Raw genomic sequence first — 21321 nt, 5'->3', positions numbered from 1 at the left:
CAATGTATATTTGTATTGCATATTGGATGATTTGGAGTATTTTTGCATTCTTGTATTATTATATAACGCGTGAAATAATGCGTGTTTATCCTGATATTCTTAATCTATCTGGGTAGTTGTTTGTTAATGTTCTTGCGACTAAAGAAAAATTCACGTGATTTTTGAATGATGGAAAGAGGCAGTCATGAAACTGACCGTTCGTGCGAAACTTTTTGGCGGCTTTGGCCTTTCGGTGGCAGCGCTTCTGGGTGTGTCTTTCATCGGATACACCGGGCTGCAATCTGCTGCGGATTACTTCACGCACTACCGGCTTGCAGCTCGCCATACGCTGACAATTTCGGAGGCGTCGTCAGCTTTGACGGACGCCCGTCTTGCCGTTGTAAGGTACATGAACCGTCCGACGCCGGAGTTTGCGTCAGTCGTCAACAATGCGTTGACCGCGTTACATGCCGCGAATGAAAAGGGGCGTGAGGCCTTTGATGGGTCTCCCTTCCGGGCGGACATGGATAATGCCAGTGAGAATGCCAGCACTTATGCAGCTGTATTTGCCTCCTACGAGGCTGCGGTTCAGGCGACTGGCAACGATGTCAAGGCCATGCAAGCGGTGACTGTTCCTTTTACGGAGGCACTCTCCGGGGTCATCAGTCAAAGCATCTCCGAGCAGAATGAGGTCGTGGCTATTGCAGCAACGCAAGTCCTGGAAAAAGTCATGGGGGCTCGCCTTTACGTTGCGCGCTTTGGGTTCACCGGCAGTCCGGAAGACATAGGGCAGGCCCAGACACGTTACGCAGCAGCCGAACAGCAACTGCGAAGCTTGTCCACGGCACCGCAAAGCGCGGATCTGGGAAAGCAAACAGCGCGGCTTGTCAGCGATTTTGAGAAACTCAAAAATCAGGTGGTGCAGTTCGAGCGGAACACCAATGCAGCCGAGGTCTTGCGAAGCCAGATACTGAAGGATACAGGCCCCCAAACCTCCGCTGCTTATCTGAACGCCGCTAAGAAGGTTACGGCTCTTCAGAGTGAGATCGGGCCAGAGGCGCAAGCGGGCATAGCCCAAACAACAACAATGGCGCTCACGCTCGCCGGCATTTTCACACTCGTGATGGCGGCAATCGCCCTGGTTCTTGGCACGACTATTTCCCGTGCGATCAAGTCGATCACAGATTGCATGAAGGCAGTGGCTGCGGGTGACCTGACGATGAAGGTCTATGGCTCGGGCAGGGCGGATGAGATTGGCGACATGGCGGCGGCTGTGGAAGTGTTCCAGGTCAATGGCATCGAAAAGGTGCGCCTGGAGCAGGAGCAGGAAGCACTGAAGGTGCAGCAGGAAGAAGACCGCCGCCGCATTATGCACGAGCTTGCCGACAGCTTTGAGCTCGCAGTCGGCAACATCGTGGATACGGTCTCTTCTGCCGCGCAGGAGATGCAGGCTGCGGCCAACACGTTGAGCGCTTCTGCCGAAGAAACGGCCCAGCAGTCCACCGCCGTATCGGCTGCCTCGGAAGAGGCTGCTGCCAATGTGCAGACGGTTGCCTCAGCGACCGAACAACTGGCGGCTTCCGTGAACGAGATCGGCCGCCAGGCGGAAGAGTCGTCCAATATGTCCCACCGGGCTGTAGGGGACACCCAGACCGCGAGCGAACGTATCGCGTTCCTGTCTTCTGCTTCACAGAAGATCGGTGACGTTCTGGGCATGATTTCAGACATTGCCGGTCAGACCAACCTGCTGGCGCTGAATGCCACCATTGAAGCCGCCCGTGCCGGGGAGGCCGGAAAGGGCTTTGCGGTTGTGGCGACGGAAGTGAAGGCGCTGGCAGAGCAGACATCCCGTGCCACACAGGAAATCTCCGGCCAGATCGCCGAGATCCAGGCTGCGACCAGTGCGTCCGTGGATGCCATCCAGAACGTAGGCGATACGGTTGCGAAGATGAACGGCATCGCGGCAACGATTGCGGCGGCTGTCGAAGAGCAGAATGCAGCAACGTCCGAGATTGCCCGCAATGTTCAGCAAGCCTCTGCCGGGACCTCCGAGGTCTCAGCGAATATCACCGGTGTCAGCCGTGCGGCAGAAGAAACGGGAGCTGCGGCCTCGCAAGTTCTGGGCTCGGCCGGTGGTCTTGCCCGCGATGCGGAGATGCTGAAAATGGAAGTCGCCCGCTTCATCGCACAGGTGCGTGCGGCTTGATGCTCACACCTTAAAATGCGGATCGAAGGCCGGGCAGCCATGTCCGGCCTTTGCCGTTTGCAGCCGCCCAACAGACTTCTTCAGCTGTTTAGCAGGAAGTCGTGCCGCCGGGAGGACTGGGTGACAACAGCCAGAAGCGTCTCCAGTTCCCGGGTGTGCAACTGCAGCAGCGCGAGAGTGTCGACGGCGTGGCTGAGTTCCTGCAACACTTCAGACGCGAGCTGGAGACAGCAATCCGGCGCGGTGACCGTGGTTCCGGCAAAGGCCCTTCCGAGTGTGTATCCTTCGCTCAGCACCCGCAGGTTCTGGTGCCTTGTGTCTCTCGAAATGCGGCCGAACGTGTCTTCAACGTCGTCCGGTTCACCCTCGATAGTCTGGAAGAACTTGTTGCCCGTGAAGAACAGGCAGCCGGTTAGTCCAAGCCTGGCATTGTTTCTGAGGCATTGCTGACCGATGGCGCGAATGCTTTCACACGTGTCCGGCCCCAGGGCATAGGGCTTTGCATCACTCATGTATGAGATGTGATAAAGCTGCGGCATGTTATCCCCTCCGCTCAATTGTCCGCGAATTTACGTAGGGGAAATTCAACTCGAGTTAAATGTAGAGATAAAAATTAAATTTTTGCGATAGATGTATTCCCTTGAAATACAATCTGAGTGGACTGGTCCCGAGAGGCCGCCAGGTGCAGGCCTTGGCTAGAGACTTGCGTGCCTTCAGGGAGTTTCCCGGCTCACCCGGCCAGAAGTGCATCCTGCTTGCGGCTTTGTTGGGTAACAACTGAAAGCAAGGTGCGGATCTCCCGGATGTGGAGCTGATGCTGGGGGTAATCCAGCACAGCGCTGATCTCCGCCAATGCCTCCGCGGTCAGCGTTTCATCGCCGCCGCAGTTGACAGCCATCTCGGGAAAGTCACGTGCCTCGATGGGACCTTCGCTCAGAACCCGCAGATCGGTGTGCCGCGTATCGCGCGAGATCCTGCCAAAGGTGTCTTCCACGTCTTCCTGCATGCCTTCGATCACCTGCAGGAAATGCTGCCCCGTAAAGATGAGGCAGCCAGTCAGGCCCGCTGCGGAATTCGCCTTGCGGGCCTTGTCCTTGATGTCCTCAAAGCCTTCTTCAGGTGTTGGCTGAAGGGCAGACAGCTTTGCGACACTCAGGTAGCAGATGTGATAAAGACCCGGCATGGAAACCTCCGTGTTCCCGTCGATATCAAGACCTTACACACAGGCTGCTTTGCTTCGATTAAGCTTTCAGATAAAATTTAAAGATTTTTCTTTGCAGAAGATTTCAGAACTCGCGCTCTTCACCTGTCCAGCGGAAGAAACGCCCTGTTCGTGTAATGTCAAAATTATCGATCAGGCTCACAACGCCGCTGGCCACTTCTTCAGCCGTCAGGTCAGCCTCCCCGCCGCCCATATCCGTGCGCACCCAACCCGGATCAATCAGGCCGACTGCGATGTTTTCTGGCTCCAGATCGGTGGCAAGGCATTGCATCACCTTGTTTACCGCTGCCTTTGACGCCCGGTAGGCGACCCGGTCGGACTTGGCATAGCCCATCCATGACATCTGGCTGGAGATCGTCAGAATCCGTGGCTGAGCTGCCTTGCGCAGACGCGGCAGAAAAGCCTGTGCCACGGCAAGAGGGGCGAGGGTATTGATCTCCAGAGTGCGCAGAAAACCACCAAAATCCATATGGAGAGCGCTCTGGTCCTGCCCGTCTGGCCCGATGATCCCGGCGTTGTTGAGCAGAACATCAATTGCCTGCGGGCTGGATGCAGCCGATGCAGCAAGTGCGTCCCTGTCCGCCACATCAAACAGTTGCGGTCGGAACAGAGGTCCGAGTTCTGTGGCAAGCCGGTCCGCATCCTCTTCCCGCCGCATGCTGCCGAGAACTGTCCAGCCACGCGCAAGAGCAACCCGTGCAACAGCCAGGCCGATCCCCTGTTGGCACCCGTGATGAGCATGACCGGCATGGACAAAGAACCTCTTGCACACGAAAGAAAACGCCGCCGGACGTGACCGGCGGCGACCGTTTCATATCAACCTAGGGCGGCCCTGGCCGCCCGGCAATGGCACAGATCAAATCCGGTGCGGTTGCCGCCCGCCGCTCAGAGCGTGATGCGGTAGCGGGCAAAGCCATCGGCGCCGTCACCGGCCGGTTCGATCTTCACGCCCTTGACAGCAGCCGCGTGGGCCTTGCCACCGGGGCCGGTGTCGAACAGGACGGTGGTGCCAGGCATGGGCTTGAAGGTCCAGTTTGCATCCGCGCTCGGGCTGATCGTGCCCTTTTCGACAATGTAGCGGACCAGCGCATCGCGGTTGGTGTCCGGGCCAGCAAAGATGACAACGCTGTCGTTGATGCCCGGGAAGCTGCCGCCGCCGCTGGCACGGTAGTTGTTGGTCACGACAACGAACTTCTGCTCCGGATCAACCGGTGCGCCGTTATAGGTGAGATTGACGATGCGGTTTGCCTCAGGGTTCACCACTTCGCCCTTCTCGCCATACTTGGACGGCTGCGATAGATCCACCTGATAAGTGACGCCATCGATGATGTCGAAGTTGTAGCTCGGGAAAGTGGGCTCGATCAGCATCTCGTCCTTCGCGCCCGGCGTGATCTGGCGGAAGATGCCCACAGACCGTTCCAGCCATTCTTTCACATCCTTGCCAGTGATGGCAACGGCCTGAACCGTGTTGGGATAGAGGTAGAGATCGGCAACGTTCTTGATGGCGACATCGCCCACCGGCACATCGGTGTAATACTCGGGGCCGCCGCGTCCGCCTGCCTTGAAGGGGGCGGCAGCGGAGAGGACCGGCAGGCTCTCCCATTCTGTGCCCTTGAGCATTTCGGTGATGTACCAGATCTGCGCCTGCGAGACGATCTGCACGCTGGGGTCATCGGCCACCAGCGCGAAATAGGAATGCAGCGGAGCATCGGTCTTGCCGACAGGCCGGCGCACATAGGCGAGCGTCGCCTCATGCTCTGCGGTCACGGCGTCCAGCACGTCCTTCTGGCTGTCCACGGTTGGCGTGACCGTGCGGCCTTCCTTGGTGTAGATCGGCCGTGCTTCGGTGCTGAAGCCGGTGATGCGCCAGCTGTTGCCATCGCGCGCCAGCATCAGGTCGATGACGCCCAGATGCGAGCCCCAGAAGCCGCCCATGGCCGCGGGCTTGCCGAAAAGCGTGCCCTTGCCCGTGTCTACACCCTCAAGGCCGTCAAAGGCGGTGCCGGGGAAAACGAGATGCTGGTGACCGGTGAAGATGGCGTCGATGCCTTCGACGGCGGCCAGGTGCAGCGAGGCGTTTTCCATACCGCCCGCATAGGTGTCTGCCGAAATCCCGGAGTGGGAGAGGGCGATCACGATGTCGCAGCCCTGCTCGCGCATCTCCGGAACAAAGGCCTTTGCCGTCTCCACGATATCGCGGGCGTTGACGCTGCCTTCCAGATGCTTGCGGTCCCAGTTCATGACCTGGGGCGGAACGAAGCCGATGAAGCCGATGCGGATCGGATAGTCCTTGCCCGAGCCATCCCGGATGGTCTTGTCGACGATGACATAGGGCTTCAGCAGGGTGGTGTCGGTACGCGGACCGGCGGAAAGCTGGCCCTTGGCAAGGTTGGCGCAGACGACCGGGAAGTTGGCGCCCGCCAGAACCTTGTCGAGGAACTCAAGGCCGTAGTTGAACTCGTGGTTGCCCAAGGTCGCTGCGTCATAGTCCAGCACATTCATGCCCTGGATCACCGGATGCAGGTCACCGGCCTTCATGCCGCGCTCATAGGCAATGTAGTCGCCCATCGGATTGCCCTGCAGGAAGTCGCCATTGTCGACCAGAACAGAGTTGGTGGCTTCATTGCGGATGGCACGGATCAGCGAGGCTGTACGGGCAAGGCCTGCGGTGTCCACCGGCTTGTCGGCGTAATAGTCATACGGGAAGACATGGACATGGAGATCGGTTGTCTCCATCAGGCGCAGGTGCGCCGTGCCTTCCTGCGCGCGCAGGGAATAGGGATGAAGGGCGGCGGCAAAGCCGGAGGCCGCTGCACCCAGCAGCAGGCCGCGCCGGGTGAGGCGGGGGAAAGCAACTCGTTCATACCGAAATCTCTTCGCAAGGCCGTGGCCTGTGGAACGGGGTAGGGCAGGCCGTCACGAGCCTGCAGGGACAAGTTGTAGGCCTGCAATCTTGTCGCTGCAATGACGGTTGCGGCACCTGGTGCGATTGACGGGGGCGGGTGAGAGGATAAGTTACGGCACCAGGAGAGCGGAGTGCTTCGCACACGCCCGCAAGCAGACAGGACGCCATCAGCATGACGGAACAGATCAAGGCGGCAGTGCATCAGGCTCTGTCGCGCATTCCCGGCCCGGACGGAACCGGTGATATCGTATCGCTCGGCCTTGTGTCCGATGTGTTCGTATCCGATGGCCGCGTTGCCTTTTCCATCACCGTTCCGGCAGACAGGGCGCGTCAGATGGAGCCCCTCCGGCTGGCGGCCGAGAATGCGGTAAAGGTCATTCCGGGCGTTGAAAAGGCGATGGTGGCGCTGACGGCAGAGCGCACCTCCGGTTCGGCTCCTGCTTCGGCCCCGCAGGCGCACGGCCATTCTCACGGCCACTCCCATGCCCAGCCCGCCGCTCAGCCACGCGCGCCGCAGCCGCAAGGTGCAGGGCCTGCCAAGGCCGGTGTCCCGGGTGTGTCGCATATCATTGCCGTGGCATCCGGCAAGGGCGGCGTCGGCAAGTCCACCACAACGGCCAACCTTGCGCTGGCGATGAAGGCTAATGGCCTGAAGGTTGGTGTGCTGGACGCAGATATCTACGGTCCTTCCGTTCCGCGCCTCTTCGGTGTTTCCGGCCGGCCCGAGCCGGTGAGCGGGCGCATCATCAAGCCGCTGGAGGGTCATGGTCTCAAGGTCATGTCCATCGGCTTCATGGTCGAGGAAGACACGCCGATGATCTGGCGCGGGCCGATGGTCATGTCGGCCCTGACGCAGATGCTGCGCGAAGTGGCCTGGGGCGAACTGGACGTGCTGGTGGTCGACATGCCCCCCGGCACGGGCGATGCCCAGCTGACCATGGCCCAGCAAGTGCCGCTGTCAGGTGCCGTCATCGTCTCGACGCCACAGGATCTGGCGCTGATCGATGCGCGCAAGGGGCTGAACATGTTCCGCCGCGTGGATGTGCCAGTGCTCGGCATCATCGAGAACATGAGCTATTTCATCGCCCCCGATACCGGCAAGCGCTACGACATCTTCGGCCATGGTGGCGCCAAGGCAGAGGCAGAGCGGCTGAACCTGCCATTCCTCGGCGAAGTGCCGCTCGACATGGACATCCGCATCAACTCCGACGCGGGCATACCCACCGTGGTTGCCGATCCGCAGGGGGCGCATGCTGCCGTCTACCGAGATATCGCGGCAAAGGTCTGGGCCAGCGTGACGGGTGAAACGGGTGAAGCCCGCCGTGCGCCGCCGCGCATTGTGATCGACTGACGCCGTTTCCCGCCTGTGCCGCTCCGCCTCTTGCAGTGCGGCACAGGTGGAAGGTTGACCTTTGCACATAAAGGCGGGAAAGATTTCCCACGTCTTCCGCTTGTGGCACCTGTTCTGTGCCCGGCGCTCCCGGATCAGGATTGTCACGTGGATCTTCGAGAAAACAGCAAGGCCATCACGGCGATGTTGCTGGCTATGGCTGCGTTCCTCACCAACGATGCCATCGTCAAATTCATTCATGACGAGTTGCCGCTCGGCCAGATCATCGTCATGCGCAGCGTCTTTGCCTGCGCGTTGATCTATGCGGCATCTGTCGCCACGGGAGTGCACCGGGAGTTCCGGCATCTGGCACATCCGACCGTGGCCATCCGCACGCTGGGTGAGCTGGGGTCAACCTTTTTCTATCTGGCAGCTCTCATCCATCTGCCGATAGCCAACATCACTGCGGTGCTGCAGTCCTTGCCGTTGCTGGTGACGGCGGCCGCCGCCATCTTCCTCGGCGCGACAGTCGGCTGGCGGCGCTGGACGGCAATCGGCATCGGCTTTGCCGGTGTGCTGATCATCATCAGGCCAGGTGTGTCGGGTTTCAATGCATGGTCGCTCGTCGCCTTGTGCGGCGTGTTCTGCATGGTGCTGCGCGATCTCTCCACGCGGCGTATGCCGCAGGTCATTCCGACATTCGGCGTTACCTTCGTGACCTGCCTTGGCGTCATGGCGCTGGGCGGGGTAATGGTGATTTTCGAGGGTTGGGAGCCTATGACAGCCCGTCAGCTTGGCTTCATTGCTGCTGGCTCCCTGTTTCTGCTCGCCGGTTATATCTTCATCATCATTGCCATGCGGCTTGGGGATATCGCTGTCGTTTCCCCTTCCGCTACTCCAGCATTCTCTGGGCCATTTGCATTGGCTATGTGGTCTGGAGCGAGATTCCCGATGCCCTGACCCTTTTAGGCACCTCCATTGTGGCGGCGACGGGCGTCTACACTTTTATCCGCGAGCGCAAGCTGGCGCAGCAGGGGCAGGGCTGAGACATGGACGCGGGAGGAAAGAGCACGGAAAAGACGCAGCAGGCAGACCCCTCAGGCGCGCTGCGGCCCTCGCTTGCGATCCTCATTGCCATTTCCACGATCAGCCCGCTGGCGATGAACATCTACCTGCCGTCGCTCGCCGGCATGATCAAGTCACTGGAGAGCACGGCAGCGGAAGTGCAGCTCACCATGTCGCTTTATCTGGCGGCGGTTGGCCTCTCTCAGCTTGTGCTTGGTCCGGTGTCCGACCGCTACGGCCGCCGCCCGGTGGTGATTACCGGCATGGTGGTTTTCGTTCTGGGCACGATGATCTGCCTTGCCGCTTCCTCGGTCGAGACTGTCATTCTCGGGCGCATCGTCCAGGCGATTGGCGGTTGCACGGGGCTGGTGCTGGGGCGCGCCATTGTGCGTGATCTTTACGAGCGCGAGCAGGCCGCCAGCATGATCGGCTATGTCACCATGGGCCTCGCGGTCGGTCCGATGCTTGCCCCTGCCATGGGCGGCGCACTCGACGGGGTGGCGGGCTGGAAGGGCGGGTTCTACCTCATGCTCGCCATTGGCGTTGCGGTGACGCTGGCTGCCTGGGTCAACCTGCATGAAACCCATCACAACCGCAGCCACTCTGCCGGACTGTCCAGCCTTTTGGCGAGTTACCGGGCGCTGGGGCGGGAGCCTCAGTTCTGGGCCTTTGCTTCTGTTTCCATGTTCACTTCGGCCGTCTATTTCGCCTTCCTAGGCGGTGCACCTTTCATCGCTTCGGACGTGTTGGGGATGACGCCGCTTACAATGGGGCTCTATTTCATGATGGTGGCGGGTGGTTACATCGTGGGTAATGGCCTGTCGGGGCGCTTTGCGGCTCGTATTGGTGTTCTGCGCATGGTGACTATCGGCTCGATGCTTCCGGTGGTGACGGTTGTTCTGGCGGCCGCTCTCTTCGGCGCAGGCATCTATCACCCCTTCTCGCTGTTCCTGCCCATGTGCATTCTGGGAGTTGGAAACGGGGTCTGCCTGCCGAGCGCCCTGTCCGGCGCTGTCAGCGTGCGGCCCGATCTGGCCGGTGCAGCGTCCGGTCTTGCCGGCAGCATGCAGATTGGTCTGGGCGCGGGCACATCGGCGCTGGTGGCCTGGCTGTTGTCACAGAGCATGTACCCCGGCACGGTGTGGCCGCTGCTGGCCGTCATGGCGGTTTGTGCGACGCTGACGCTCATCTCGGTCATTGCCTGCTACCGCAGCGAACGGCCGTAGAGCGGTATTCCTGCTCAGCCGCCCGTCACGCTCATGTGGCGGGAAACGGAGGGCTTGTTGGTCCGCCGGTCGATGACGAAATCATGGCCCTTCGGCTTGCGGCCAATGGCTTCGTCAATGGTGCGGGACAGAAGCTCATCGCCCTCCGAAGCGCGCAACGGCGCACGCAGATCGGCGCTGTCGTCCTGGCCGAGGCACATGTAGAGCATGCCCGTGCAGGTGATGCGCACCCGGTTGCAGCTTTCGCAGAAATTGTGGGTCATCGGCGTGATGAAGCCGATGCGCCCGCCGGTTTCCTCGATCTGCATGTAGCGGGCCGGTCCGCCGGTTTTGTAGGGAATGCCGGTGAGCGTGAAACGCTCCGCCAGCCGTGCCCGCACTTCGCTCAAGGGCAGATATTGATCCGTGCGGTCACCGTCGATCTCGCCCATGGGCATGGTCTCGATCAGTGTCAGGTCATGGCCCTCGCCGTGGGCCCATTCCAGCATCGGAACAATCTCATCCTCGTTGACGCCTTTCAGTGCCACCATGTTGATCTTGATGGAAAGGCCTGCGGCCTTGGCGGCCTTGATGCCTTCCATCACCTTGGGCAGATCGCCCCAGCGGGTGATGGCACGGAACCGGTCAGCATCCAGCGTATCGACGGATACATTGAGCCGCCGCACGCCTGCGTCTGCCAGCTCGGTGGCGTAACGGGCAAGCTGCGAGCCGTTGGTGGTCAGCGTCAGTTCGTCCAGCGCGCCTGATTGAAGGTGGCGGGAGAGGGAACGGATCAGCCCCATGATGCCTTTGCGCACAAGCGGCTCGCCGCCGGTCAGCCGCAGACGCCGCACGCCCTTGCCGATGAAAGCGCTGCAAAGACGGTCCAGCTCTTCGAGCGACAGCACCTCGCGCTTGGGCAGAAAGGTCATGTCCTCCGCCATGCAATAGACACAGCGGAAGTCGCAGCGGTCCGTCACCGACACACGCAAATAGGAAATGTCGCGCCCGAAAGGGTCGGTCATGCGTGGCATGGCCGCAGCGTCACTCATGCATCTCTCCCTCATCCGCAGCATCAGTCTGGCCGCGTTCTGGTCCTTGGGGAATAACGTAGACGGTTTTTTCGCGAGGGCAAGATGGCATCGGGTAATGTGATCTTGCAGACGCAGAATGGCGTACATCCAATCACTTGATATTTATCCCGGACAGCCTTGCCATGCCCTCTCAGTCACGTGACCGAACCACGATCGTCTGGTTCCGCCAGGATCTGCGCCTTGCCGATAATCCGGCCCTGTCTGAGGCGGCAAAGGCAGGCGCCGTTATACCGGTGTTCATTCTGGAAGAGCCGGGTCACAACAGCGAAACCCATCCGCTGGGTGGGGCCAGCCGCTGGTGGCTGCATCATGCGCTGGCGGCGCTCGACGAAAGCCTGGACGGAAGGCTGGTGCTGATGCGTGGGGCCGCCGGCAAGGCGCTTGACGCCTTGGTGAAGGCAACAGGTGCCTCCGCCGTTCACTGGAACCGCTGTTATGAGCCGCACGCGATTGCCCGCGACAAGACGCTAAAGGTGGATCTCATGGCAGCGGGTGTCGAGGTGCGCAGCTTCAACGGTTCGCTCTTGCATGAGCCATGGGAGCTGGAGACGAAGACCGGTGGCCCCTTCAAGGTCTATTCGCCCTTCTGGCGCGCAGCGCTTGCCAAAGCCGTGGCGGCGCCTTTGCCTGCGCCGGAGGCAATGGATGTGCCCAAGGTCAGTCTGTCTCTCCCGCTGTCAGACTTCGCGCTTCTGCCGGTGAAACCTGACTGGGCGGCGGGCTGGCTGGACCTCTGGCAGCCGGGCGAAAAGGGCGCTGCGGAGCGGCTGGCGGATTTTCTGGAGGAAGGCCTTGATGGCTATGGCGAGCTGCGCAACCGCCCGGATCTGCCTAATGTCTCGCGCCTGTCGCCGCATCTGCATTTCGGTGAAATCTCGCCCCGCCAGATCTGGGCGGCCACACGGTTCCACACGGAACAGCATGGCCACCTGCAGAAAGACGGCGACAAGTTCCTGTCGGAGATCGGCTGGCGGGAGTTCTCCTATCACCTTCTCTACCACTTCCCGCATCTGCCGGAGCGCAACTGGAAGCCTGCCTTCGATGCCTATCCCTGGGCCGAGGATGATGCGGCGCTGAAGGCCTGGCAGAAGGGGCTGACTGGCTACCCCATGGTGGATGCAGGCATGCGCGAGCTTTGGGCAACCGGCTACATGCACAACCGGGTGCGGATGCTGGTGGCGTCTTTCCTCGTCAAGCATCTGCGCCTGCACTGGCACCATGGTGAGGCCTGGTTCCGAGATACGCTGCTGGATGCGGATCTGGCTAACAACTCCGCCAGCTGGCAGTGGGTGACGGGCAGCGGCGCTGATGCCGCGCCCTACTTCCGCATCTTCAATCCGGTGGGGCAGGGGCAAAAATTTGATCCCGATGGCGCCTATGTGCGCCGCTGGTGCCCGGAGCTGGCAAAGCTGCCGGACGAATTCCTCCACTGCCCGCACGAGGCGCCTGAGCGCGTCCTGAAGGCGGCAGGTGTCGTTCTGGGCCGCACCTATCCCCGGCCCATCGTCGACCATCCCGCCGCCCGCAATGCAGCGCTCTCAGGTTATGACGCGGTGAAGCAGGCGGGGCTTGAGGCGGCGGGGTGAGTCGAAAGACCTTGGCTCACCGGCACCGGATCTCGGCTTCGCTCTCGTCCGGTATGATGAAGGAGGGGCTCCATGCGGTCATGCCGCAGCAGGTGCCTTGCCACCAGCCTTGACCTTTGCGGGCAGGGGGCTATCGTCCGGCGCGAACCGTCATCCATCAGGACAAGCCCGAATGACCGCCGTCTGGCCCACCGAACTGCGCCTTTCCAGCGACAAGCGCACCCTCACCGTCAGTTTCGATAATGGCGAGACGCATGCCTTTCCGGCGGAATATCTGCGCGTCTGCTCGCCCTCGGCTGAGGTGCAGGGCCACGGGCCGGGGCAGAAGAAGACCGTGCCGGGCAAGCGCAATGTGCTGATCTATCAGGTGGAGCCGGTCGGCAACTACGCCGTCCGCCTGCATTTTGATGACATGCACGACACGGGCATCTTCACGTGGTCCTATTTCCTCGAACTTGCCCACGAGGAAGACCGCCACTGGGGCACATATCTGCGCGAACTGGAAGAAAAAGGCCTCAGCCGCGACCGGTGAGGCCAGTTTTCTTTCAGCGCTTCACGATCACCGTCGCACCGACGTCCACGTTTTCATAGAGATGGGTCACATCATCATTGGCGAGGCGGATGCAGCCGGATGAGACGGCGGTACCGATGGTCCAGGGCTGGTTGGTGCCGTGGATGCGGTAGAGCGTGGAGCCGATGTACATCGCCCTTGCGCCCAGCGGGTTGTTCGGCCCGCCTTCCATATGCGCCGGCAGGATGCGGCCCTTGGCGCGCTCGCGGGCGCGCATCTGCGGCGGCGGCGTCCAGCCCGGCCATTCGGCCTTGCGGGTGATCCGGTGGGTGCCTGCCCATTGCATGCCTTCCTTGCCCACGCCGATGCCGTACTTCATGGCCTTGCCGCCTTCGCGGATGTGGTAGAGGCGGCGCTCGGTGGTATCTACGATGATCGTGCCGGGCTTCTGCGGTCCGTCATAGCGCACCATCTGGCGTTCGACCGGTGACTTGCCGTTGTTGTACAGGCCCGGTCCGTATTCCACCCAGCTCTTGGTCGCCGGATCAAAAAACGCCCAGCCTGCGCTGCCGCAGAATTGGCTGCTGCGATAATCATCAGCGCTGCCAGAGCGCCCGAAACTCTTTTCATTTCTGTCCCCTCCGTGCCTGTCTGGACGGTTTACCAATCCACTCCGGTGATGACGCTATGTCACATCACATTTCCGCGCGCTTAACGCCGCCGCGAAGACATAAGAAAACCATAGAGAAGACTTGAAAGGAGACTGTGCCACCCGTCACAGGCTGGGCGGTTGCGCATTGAAGTCTGCGGCATAAGAAAAGGGCCGCGTGGCCCCTTTCCGGATCGTGATAGAAACAACTGCCAAAGGCTCAGGAATAGAAGTCCGGAGCCTTCTTGAAGTTGGCCCAGGCGTCCGGATCATGGCCGGTGACGACCATGGCGCCGGTCCGCTCCGCCAGGGTGCGCAGCTTCTGCACCGAGCGCACTGTATCAACGGTGGAGGCGAGGAAGCCAGGCAGTGCCTTCTCTTCCCAGTGATCCACCGTATAGGCGGCATCAATGGTCAGGAGGATCGGCTTGCTGTTCGGCAGGCGCACGAGGAAGGACTGATGGCCCGGTGCATGGCCCGGCGTGAACACCGTGGTCAGCGTGCCGTCACCATAGATGTCGTAGTAGTCATCCTGCGTGCCATTGAGGAACTGCCACTTCAGGCCCGGACGGTCGAAGTCCTTGCGGATGTAGCCGCCGCCGGCGAACCAGTCCGGCGTGAAGGCATATTCATACTCGCAGCGCTGCACGATGTGCGTGGCATTGGGGAAGCGGCCGATGGCGCCGGTGTGGTCAAGGTGCAGGTGCGACTGCACCACATACTTGACGTCTGCCGGATCAAAGCCGAGCGCCTTCACCTGATCGACGCAGCCCTTGTCCTTGTCCAGAACCGGCGTATAGACGTCGCAGATCGAGCCCCAGTAGCCATAAGGGTCCGTTGCCACCTCGATGGCGTTGCCGCCGTCAATGATGGTGTGGCCTTCAGGATGGGTGATCAGGAAGAAGGGCACGGGGATTTCATAATCCGCGCCATCGCCCTGGTTCATCTTGATGTTGTGCACCTTGCATTTCAGGGTGCCGGACTGGAGCATGTACAGTCTGATATCGGTCACGTGGATCCTCCCATGGGTTGTGACTGATTGACAGGAAACGATCAGCGCGGATCAGTAGGCCTCGCGGTAGAGAGCGAGCGCGTCTTCCTCGCGGACTTCGACAGGATTGTTGACCAGCAGCCGGGTCTGCTTCATGGCATCGGCGGCGAGCATGGCGAGGCTGTTGTCCGTGACGCCCACATCGCGCAGGCGGCGGGGAGCGCCGCTGGCATCCATCAGCTTCTCCATATGGGCGACGAAATCAGCGGAGCGCTTCTCTGCATCGCCCGTGCCAGCAACACCCAACACGTCGGCAAGTTCCGCATAGAGCGGCGCGGCGGCCTTGGCGTTGAAGCGCAGGACTGGCCCGAGCATCAGCGCATTCGAAAGCCCGTGCGGGATGTGATAGTGCCCGCCCAGCGGATAGGCGAGGGCGTGGACGGCAGCTACCGGCGAGTTGGCAAAGGCCTGACCGGCCAGCGTCGCACCCAGCAGCATGCCCTCGCGCGCGGCGCGGTTGCTGCCATCTTCGCAGGCGGCAACGAGATTGGCGCCGAGCAGGCGCAGCGCCTCGCGGGCGAGCGCGTCGGACAGCGGATTCTTCTTGTGGCGGCTGGTATAGGCCTCAATGGCATGCACCATGGCATCAATGCCGGTGGCTGCCGTGTGAACCTTCGGAAGGCCCACAGTGGTCTCAGCATCCAGCAGCACATAGTCGGCATAAAGCTGCGGCGAGACGACGCCCATCTTGGTGGTTTCGCCCGTGGTGATGATGGAAATGTTGGTCACTTCCGAGCCGGTTCCGGCCGTCGTCGGCACCAGAACCAGTGGCAGGCGGCTGCCCTTGACGTTGCCGATGCCATACATCTCCGCCAGCGGCTGATCGGACTGCAGCAGCACGGCCACCAGCTTGGCAATGTCGAGCGACGAGCCGCCGCCAAGACCCACGACGATGTTGACGCCTGCCTTGCGGGCCTCGTCGACGCAGCCATGCACCACATGCTCCGGCGGATCGGCAACCACCTTGTCGAAGATCGTGACGCCGAGCCCGGCGGCCTTGATGTTCTCCGCAATCGGCGCGATCAGCCCGGCCTTCACCAGCCCGGCATCGGTGACCAGCAGCACGTTCTGTGCGGAGAAGCGGGCCTTGAGGATCTCTCCCAGCCGCTGCGCGCCGCCCCAGGCCACTTCCATGGCCGGAACCGTCCGGAATTCAAAGGGGTTCATGGTCATCTCGTTTCCTCCGTTGCCCCTGACGGCTGACAGGCAGGCCGGGACATATTTTTGCTTTCAGAATCATCTTTCCTGTGGCTGCCGTGGCCGCAGGGCAGGGAGTAAAGATTCAGATTGACCAATTCTTCCTCCCTGCAGTAAGTTCAATATATTGAACCTGTATCAATGTGTTGAACTTATGATGACGGGATGTGCTGAAAATTGTCAAGGCCGTTAGATGCAGCTGCTGAGGCCGTCTCTGGCCAGCCCTCCGCCGACACGGTGCCTGCGCTGCGCAGGACGGTGATGGTGATGGATCTCGTTTCGAGCTCCGCAGAACCCTTGACCGCAGCCGATATCACCCGCGCCCTGAAGTTGCCGAAAAGCACGGCGCACGGGCTTTTTGCGGTGATGCAGGAGCTGAACCTTCTGGTGAAAAAGCCGGACGGCACGTTCCGGCTTGGTCCACATCCACTGCGCTGGGCCAATAGTTTCCTGTCGGAGCTGGATGTTCTGGCCGTCTTCCGGTCCTACTTCGAGAAAGACACGGCCTTTGCCAGCTACACGCTGACCCTGACGGTGCTGGACGGGCGGGAGGTCGTCTATATCGGCTGCCGCAACTCCGACCAGCCGCTGGGCCACACGTTCCGCATTGGCATGCGCCTGCCCGCCCCCTTCACGGCTACAGGCAAGATGCTGCTGTCACAATTGCCGCCAGACGAGGTGCAGCGGCTCTTCGCTGCGGGTTTCCCCGAACCCATGACACAGCACAGTGTGAAGGACCTTGCCGCCCTGCGGCAGGAGCTGGCCGAAACCGCCGCACGCGGTTACTCGATTGACGACGGCCAGATCCGCGAAGGCATGGTGTGCCTTGGCGCTGCCCTGCGCGATCACTCGGGCCAGGCCATCGCGGGCATCGCCATCAGCCTGCTGCGCAGCGAAGCAACAGCGGAAGCCATTGCAGACCTCGGCATCCGCATCCGCACCACCGCCGCAGACGTCTCCCGCCACCTCGGCCATCATGGGGTGTGAGGAGGGGGCCAGTAGACGAACGGGCGGCCCGTTTGGGCCGCCCGCGTTATTTGTAAGCCTGTGCCGGTGATCCGGCGGGCGGGGCTTACCCCAGGTTCAGTTCCTGGAAGAAGTCGTTGCCCTTGTCGTCCACGACGATGAAGGCGGGGAAGTCTTCGACTTCGATCTTCCAGATGGCTTCCATGCCGAGTTCCGGATAGGCGACCACTTCCACCTTCTTGATGCAGTCCTGTGCGAGGCGTGCAGCCGGGCCGCCGATGGAGCCGAGGTAGAAGCCGCCGTGGGCCTGACAGGCGCGGCGCACCGCCGGGGAGCGGTTGCCCTTGGCCAGCATCACCATGGAGCCGCCTGCAGCCTGGAACTGGTCCACATAGGCATCCATGCGCCCGGCGGTGGTGGGGCCGAAGGAGCCGGAGGGCATGCCTTCCGGGGTCTTGGCGGGGCCGGCGTAATAGATCGGATGGTTTTTGAAATAGTCCGGGAGCGGCTCGCCCGCTTCCAGCCGCTCGCGCAGCTTGGCGTGGGCCAGGTCGCGGGCCACGATCAGCGGGCCGGTCAGCGACAGGCGGGTCTTGATCGGATGGCGCGACAGTTCGGCCAGAATCTCCGGCATCGGACGGGTCAGGTCGATCTTGACCACGTTGTCCGAGAGGTTCTCATCCGTGACTTCCGGCATGTAGGTTTCCGGATGCATCTCCAGCTGCTCAAGGTAGATGCCATCCTTCGTGATCTTGCCGGTGGCCTGACGGTCAGCCGAGCAGGAGACGCCAAGGCCGATGGGCAGCGACGCACCGTGACGCGGCAGGCGGATGACGCGCACGTCATGGCAGAAATACTTGCCGCCGAACTGGGCGCCAACGCCGGTAGCCTGGGTCAGCTTGTGGATCTCGGCTTCCATCTCAAGGTCACGGAAAGCGTGGCCAAGCTCGGAGCCCTGCGTGGGCAGGTTGTCGAGATAGCGGGCGGAGGCCAGCTTTACGGCCTTGAGGCACATTTCCGCCGAGGTGCCACCGATGACGATGGCAAGGTGATAGGGCGGGCAGGCAGCGGTGCCGAGCGTCAGGATCTTTTCCTTGAGGAAATCGATCATCCGGTCATGCGTCAGCAGCGAAGGGGTGCCCTGGAACAGGAAGGTCTTGTTGGCCGAGCCGCCGCCCTTGGCCATGAACAGGAACTTGTAGGCGTCATCGCCTTCCGCATAGAGCTCGATCTGCGCGGGCATGTTGTTGGAGGTGTTCTTCTCCTGGAACATGGAGATCGGCGCCAGCTGCGAGTAGCGCAGGTTGCGCTTGAAATAGGCGTCACGCGCACCTTCCCCGAGGGCCTTCTCATCGGAGCCGTCGGTCCACACGCGGCGGCCCTTCTTGCCCATGACGATGGCGGTGCCGGTGTCCTGGCACATGGGCAGCACGCCGCCCGCGGCGATGCTGGCGTTCTTCAGCAGGTCGAAGGCAACGAACTTGTCGTTCTCGGTTGCTTCCGGGTCATCGAGAATGGCGCGAAGCTGGGCGAGATGGCCCGGACGCAGATAGTGGTTGATGTCGATGAAGGCCTGCTCTGCCAGAAGGCGCAAGCCCTCGGGCTCCACCATCAGCATCTCCTGGCCGTTGAAGGTGGTGGTGGAGACGTAATCGGACGTCAGCTTGCGGTAAGGCGTCTTGTCCTCGCCGAGCGGGAACATGGCGCTGTGCTGGTAGTCCGGAGGCGTGACGGGAGCATTCATGGCGGTCTCTCGCATCAGGGTCTTGGAAAACGTCCACCCGTGGGCTGTGCCCCGGGCAGCTCGGTCTTTGGCTGGCTCTTCTTTACGGCAAAAGGGCCGGTGGCAACAAGCGCCCCGGCCCCTTCTGGCATCGCAATTTTGGATGAGGCTCAGCGCGTGGCGGTGAGGTCGACCGTGACCGCTACGTCATCCTTGAGATTGTCCTGCCCAACGCTTGCGCCGATGCCATAGACGCTGCGCGACAGGGTGGCCGTGCCCTTGGCAACAGCGGTATCGCCGGAGATGTCCAAGGTGAAGGCCAGCGTGACCGGCTTTTCCTCGCCGCGCAGCGACAGGGTGCCTTCGGCCTCATAGGCGTTGCCGCCCTTGGCCGTGACTGTGGTGGAGGTGAAGCGGGCTTCCGGGAAGGCTTCCGATGCCAGCCAGTCCGCACCCGGCAGCATGCCGGTGAACTGGGCATTGGCCATCTGGGCGCTGCCGGTGGCAATGGTGGCCTCGATCTTCGCAGCGGAGACATTCTCCGGATCGAAGTCGATTTTTGCAGTCCAGCTGCCGAAGGTGCCGGAGACCGGTGAGCCGCCCTGTTCGACGGTGAAGCCGATGCTGCTCTTGGCGGGGTCCACGGTCCATTCGGCGGCAGATGCGGCGCTGGCGGCGAGGATCAGGCTTGCTGCGGTGAAGGCGGCTGCGAAAGTCTTGCGCATGGGAAACTCCATGAAACAGAGGGCGAGCGGGCTCAGCCCTTGGCCGGGTGGACGATGCGCTTCAGCACGCCGTCCCGGGCGATGAAATGATGCTTGAGGGCCGCACCGATATGGGCGGCCAATAGGGCAATGAGAGCCCAGGCGAAAAGGCTGTGCAGGCCCTTGAACAGGCCTTCCGCTTCTTCCTTTGTGCCGAGCGCCTCGGGAACCGGCAGGTGTGGCACATGCACGGTGTTGAAGAGGATGGTCGGGATGTTCCAGGGCGAAGCAGACACCATCAGCCAGCCGCTGAGCGGAATGGCGAGGATCAGCGCATAAAGCCCGATGTGACCCAGATGCGCGGCAGCCTTTTCCCAGGCGGCCATGCTGTCCGGCAGGGCGGGAGTGGTGTTCATGAACCGCCAGACAAGCCGCAGCACGGCAAGGGCCAGCACCACGAAACCGATGGATTTATGCAGCTGGAAAATGGCAAAGGTCGAGGGATCGGACATGGGCAAACCGTCCATGTAAAGCCCAAGGCCGAGCATGCCGATGATGAGGATGGCCATCGTCCAGTGAAATGCAATGGCAAGCCAGCCATAGCCTGCGGCGCTATTGCGCATCATGGAAACTCTCCCTGCAACATGCGCGCGGGGCAGTGCGTCACTGCCCCGCGCTTTCATGCTTACTGAGCCTTGGAAGCCTCGGCGTGCAGCACGATGGTCACGTCATCACCCACGTACGGGGTGTACATGTCCATGCCGTAGTCAGAACGCTTGATGGTGGTGGTACCGGCAAAGCCAACCCACGGCTTCTTTTCCATCGGGTGCTCGCCCATGGACGTGACGGTCACATCCAGCGTGGCGGGCTTGGTGATGCCCTTGATGGTCAGGTCGCCATCGATCTTCAGAGTGTTCTCACCGGTCTTTTCCACCTTGGTGCTCTTGAAGGTGGCTTCCGGGAACTTGGCGACATCGAAGAAGTCGGCGCTCTTGAAGTGGGTGTCACGTTCGGCCCAGAAGGTGTCCAGGCTGTTGGTGTCGATCGTCATTTCGAGCGAGGAGTTCTCCGGCTGATCGGCATCGATCATCAGCTTGGCATCCCAGGTGCCGAAACGGCCGTCGGTGGTGGAATAGCCAAGGTGGTTGTAGGAGAACGAGAGGTTGGAATGGCTCTTGTCGAAGTCATAGGCCACGGGAGCGGCCAGAACCGGCGCAGTCAGCAGGCCGAGAGCAAGGGCAGAGGCGGCAAGACGGATCATCAGAAATCTCCGAACAGAAAAGTGTCTGAACAGGGCGCTTTGTCGCAGCCCAGCCAACTATGTAATGATTTTTCCGCACTGCACAACTTGACGGACCGTTTCGAATAAGTGAACGGTGATCAAGAACGGACGTGAACAGGTAAAATATTGTTGATCAATTGATCTTGCAGAAAACCCCTCTTTTCAAGCGGAAATATGGCAGCTTGACCCGTCTCACTTCCGGCACCATATGAACGCGGCAGAGGACGGCCTCTGTCGCCCGGTCATGGGTGCCAGCATTCCGGGACGGCCCGCCACGAGGTCAATATGTCCTGGATTTATCTGCTCGCTGCCGGAATTTTCGAAGTCATCTGGGCCTATGCAATGAAGCTGTCAGACGGTTTCACAAGGCCTGTTCCAACCCTTGTCATGATCGTTGGCATGATCGGCTCCTTCGCGCTGCTGACGCTTGCCATGCGCGATTTGCCGCTCGGCACGGCTTACACCATCTGGACCGGCATTGGTGCTGTGGGGGCCTTCTTGCTCGGCATCATCATGCTTGGCGAGGTGGTTTCGCCTGCGCGCATGGCGGCAGCGCTTCTCATCATCAGTGGCATGGTGCTGATGAAGCTATCTTCCTGAGCTGACTAGCTTTTGGGCCAGGGCAGCCGCCCCGGCCCAAAAGCGC

General features: G+C 61.3%; 20 protein-coding genes. 8 read left to right on the top strand and 12 right to left on the bottom strand.

Features of this window, described 5'->3' with window-relative positions; all coding sequences use genetic code 11:
- Positions 1–184: 184 nt before the first annotated feature.
- On the top strand, positions 185–2185 hold the full coding sequence (locus ACQB61_RS15380; protein WP_430513330.1) for a HAMP domain-containing methyl-accepting chemotaxis protein: 2001 nt from the start codon (positions 185–187) through the stop codon (positions 2183–2185).
- 80 nt (positions 2186–2265) lie between these two features.
- On the opposite strand, the gene ACQB61_RS15375 is transcribed toward ACQB61_RS15380, so the two are convergent.
- The 4 genes from ACQB61_RS15375 to ACQB61_RS15360 all read right to left on the bottom strand — a co-directional run bounded on the left by ACQB61_RS15375 (position 2266) and on the right by ACQB61_RS15360 (position 6143).
- Positions 2266–2724 carry a BLUF domain-containing protein gene (locus ACQB61_RS15375; protein ID WP_430513329.1) on the bottom strand — a complete coding sequence of 153 codons (459 nt, stop codon included), beginning with the start codon at positions 2722–2724 and terminating at the stop codon, positions 2266–2268.
- A gap of 191 nt (positions 2725–2915) precedes the next feature.
- Positions 2916–3368 (bottom strand): BLUF domain-containing protein, encoded by a 453-nt coding sequence (locus ACQB61_RS15370; protein ID WP_430513328.1) that lies wholly within the window; start codon positions 3366–3368, stop codon positions 2916–2918.
- Between the two features lie 103 nt (positions 3369–3471).
- Positions 3472–4179 (bottom strand): SDR family NAD(P)-dependent oxidoreductase, encoded by a 708-nt coding sequence (locus ACQB61_RS15365; protein ID WP_430513327.1) that lies wholly within the window; start codon positions 4177–4179, stop codon positions 3472–3474.
- A 113-nt stretch (positions 4180–4292) separates the two neighbouring features.
- Complete coding sequence (locus tag ACQB61_RS15360; RefSeq protein ID WP_430513326.1) at positions 4293–6143, bottom strand: bifunctional 2',3'-cyclic-nucleotide 2'-phosphodiesterase/3'-nucleotidase; 1851 nt, start codon at positions 6141–6143, stop codon at positions 4293–4295.
- 341 nt (positions 6144–6484) lie between these two features.
- On the opposite strand from ACQB61_RS15360, the gene ACQB61_RS15355 reads away from it, so the two are divergent.
- From ACQB61_RS15355 to ACQB61_RS15345, 3 genes are all read left to right on the top strand, one after another.
- On the top strand, positions 6485–7663 hold the full coding sequence (locus ACQB61_RS15355) for an Mrp/NBP35 family ATP-binding protein (RefSeq protein ID WP_430513325.1): 1179 nt from the start codon (positions 6485–6487) through the stop codon (positions 7661–7663).
- A 147-nt stretch (positions 7664–7810) separates the two neighbouring features.
- A complete protein-coding gene (locus ACQB61_RS15350) occupies positions 7811–8602 on the top strand; it encodes a DMT family transporter (RefSeq protein WP_430513324.1) in 792 nt (263 codons plus the stop codon).
- An 89-nt stretch (positions 8603–8691) separates the two neighbouring features.
- Positions 8692–9933 (top strand): multidrug effflux MFS transporter, encoded by a 1242-nt coding sequence (locus ACQB61_RS15345; protein WP_430513323.1) that lies wholly within the window; start codon positions 8692–8694, stop codon positions 9931–9933.
- A gap of 14 nt (positions 9934–9947) precedes the next feature.
- On the opposite strand, the gene moaA is transcribed toward ACQB61_RS15345, so the two are convergent.
- Positions 9948–10964, bottom strand: a complete 1017-nt coding sequence (moaA, locus tag ACQB61_RS15340) for a GTP 3',8-cyclase MoaA (protein ID WP_430513322.1) — start codon at positions 10962–10964, stop codon at positions 9948–9950.
- A 164-nt stretch (positions 10965–11128) separates the two neighbouring features.
- Between moaA and ACQB61_RS15335 the strand changes: the two genes are divergently transcribed.
- On the top strand, positions 11129–12592 hold the full coding sequence (locus ACQB61_RS15335) for a cryptochrome/photolyase family protein (RefSeq protein ID WP_430513321.1): 1464 nt from the start codon (positions 11129–11131) through the stop codon (positions 12590–12592).
- 172 nt (positions 12593–12764) lie between these two features.
- Complete coding sequence (locus ACQB61_RS15330; protein ID WP_334250028.1) at positions 12765–13124, top strand: DUF971 domain-containing protein; 360 nt, start codon at positions 12765–12767, stop codon at positions 13122–13124.
- 13 nt (positions 13125–13137) lie between these two features.
- Here the strand turns inward: ACQB61_RS15330 and ACQB61_RS15325 are convergent, their stop codons facing one another.
- The 3 genes from ACQB61_RS15325 to ACQB61_RS15315 form a co-directional block, all read right to left on the bottom strand.
- Positions 13138–13770, bottom strand: a complete 633-nt coding sequence (locus tag ACQB61_RS15325; protein ID WP_430513320.1) for a L,D-transpeptidase — start codon at positions 13768–13770, stop codon at positions 13138–13140.
- 202 nt (positions 13771–13972) lie between these two features.
- Positions 13973–14764: an AttM family quorum-quenching N-acyl homoserine lactonase gene (attM, locus tag ACQB61_RS15320; RefSeq protein ID WP_430513319.1), complete on the bottom strand. Its 792-nt coding sequence runs from the start codon at positions 14762–14764 to the stop codon at positions 13973–13975.
- Positions 14765–14815: 51 nt separating this feature from the next.
- Positions 14816–15976, bottom strand: a complete 1161-nt coding sequence (locus ACQB61_RS15315; protein ID WP_430513318.1) for an iron-containing alcohol dehydrogenase — start codon at positions 15974–15976, stop codon at positions 14816–14818.
- Between the two features lie 201 nt (positions 15977–16177).
- Between ACQB61_RS15315 and ACQB61_RS15310 the strand changes: the two genes are divergently transcribed.
- Positions 16178–16987 carry an IclR family transcriptional regulator gene (locus ACQB61_RS15310; protein ID WP_430513317.1) on the top strand — a complete coding sequence of 270 codons (810 nt, stop codon included), beginning with the start codon at positions 16178–16180 and terminating at the stop codon, positions 16985–16987.
- Positions 16988–17072: 85 nt separating this feature from the next.
- Here the strand turns inward: ACQB61_RS15310 and ACQB61_RS15305 are convergent, their stop codons facing one another.
- The 4 genes from ACQB61_RS15305 to ACQB61_RS15290 all read right to left on the bottom strand — a co-directional run bounded on the left by ACQB61_RS15305 (position 17073) and on the right by ACQB61_RS15290 (position 20654).
- Entirely contained in the window at positions 17073–18668 is a 1596-nt protein-coding gene (locus ACQB61_RS15305) for a fumarate hydratase (RefSeq protein WP_430514384.1), read from the bottom strand.
- Between the two features lie 191 nt (positions 18669–18859).
- The gene (locus tag ACQB61_RS15300; protein ID WP_430513316.1) at positions 18860–19414 is read right to left on the bottom strand and encodes a YceI family protein; all 555 of its coding nucleotides are present in this window, start codon (positions 19412–19414) and stop codon (positions 18860–18862) included.
- 32 nt (positions 19415–19446) lie between these two features.
- Positions 19447–20019 carry a cytochrome b gene (locus ACQB61_RS15295; RefSeq protein ID WP_430513315.1) on the bottom strand — a complete coding sequence of 191 codons (573 nt, stop codon included), beginning with the start codon at positions 20017–20019 and terminating at the stop codon, positions 19447–19449.
- A 59-nt stretch (positions 20020–20078) separates the two neighbouring features.
- Complete coding sequence (locus ACQB61_RS15290) at positions 20079–20654, bottom strand: YceI family protein (protein WP_430513314.1); 576 nt, start codon at positions 20652–20654, stop codon at positions 20079–20081.
- Positions 20655–20960: 306 nt separating this feature from the next.
- On the opposite strand from ACQB61_RS15290, the gene ACQB61_RS15285 reads away from it, so the two are divergent.
- Positions 20961–21275, top strand: coding sequence for a DMT family transporter (locus ACQB61_RS15285; protein WP_430513313.1), 315 nt, complete (start codon positions 20961–20963; stop codon positions 21273–21275).
- Positions 21276–21321 lie beyond the last annotated feature (46 nt).

The organism is Pannonibacter phragmitetus, from assembly GCF_050510895.1.
GTDB lineage: Bacteria > Pseudomonadota > Alphaproteobacteria > Rhizobiales > Stappiaceae > Pannonibacter > Pannonibacter phragmitetus_B.
This window is presented reverse-complemented; position numbering and strand designations above follow the sequence as displayed.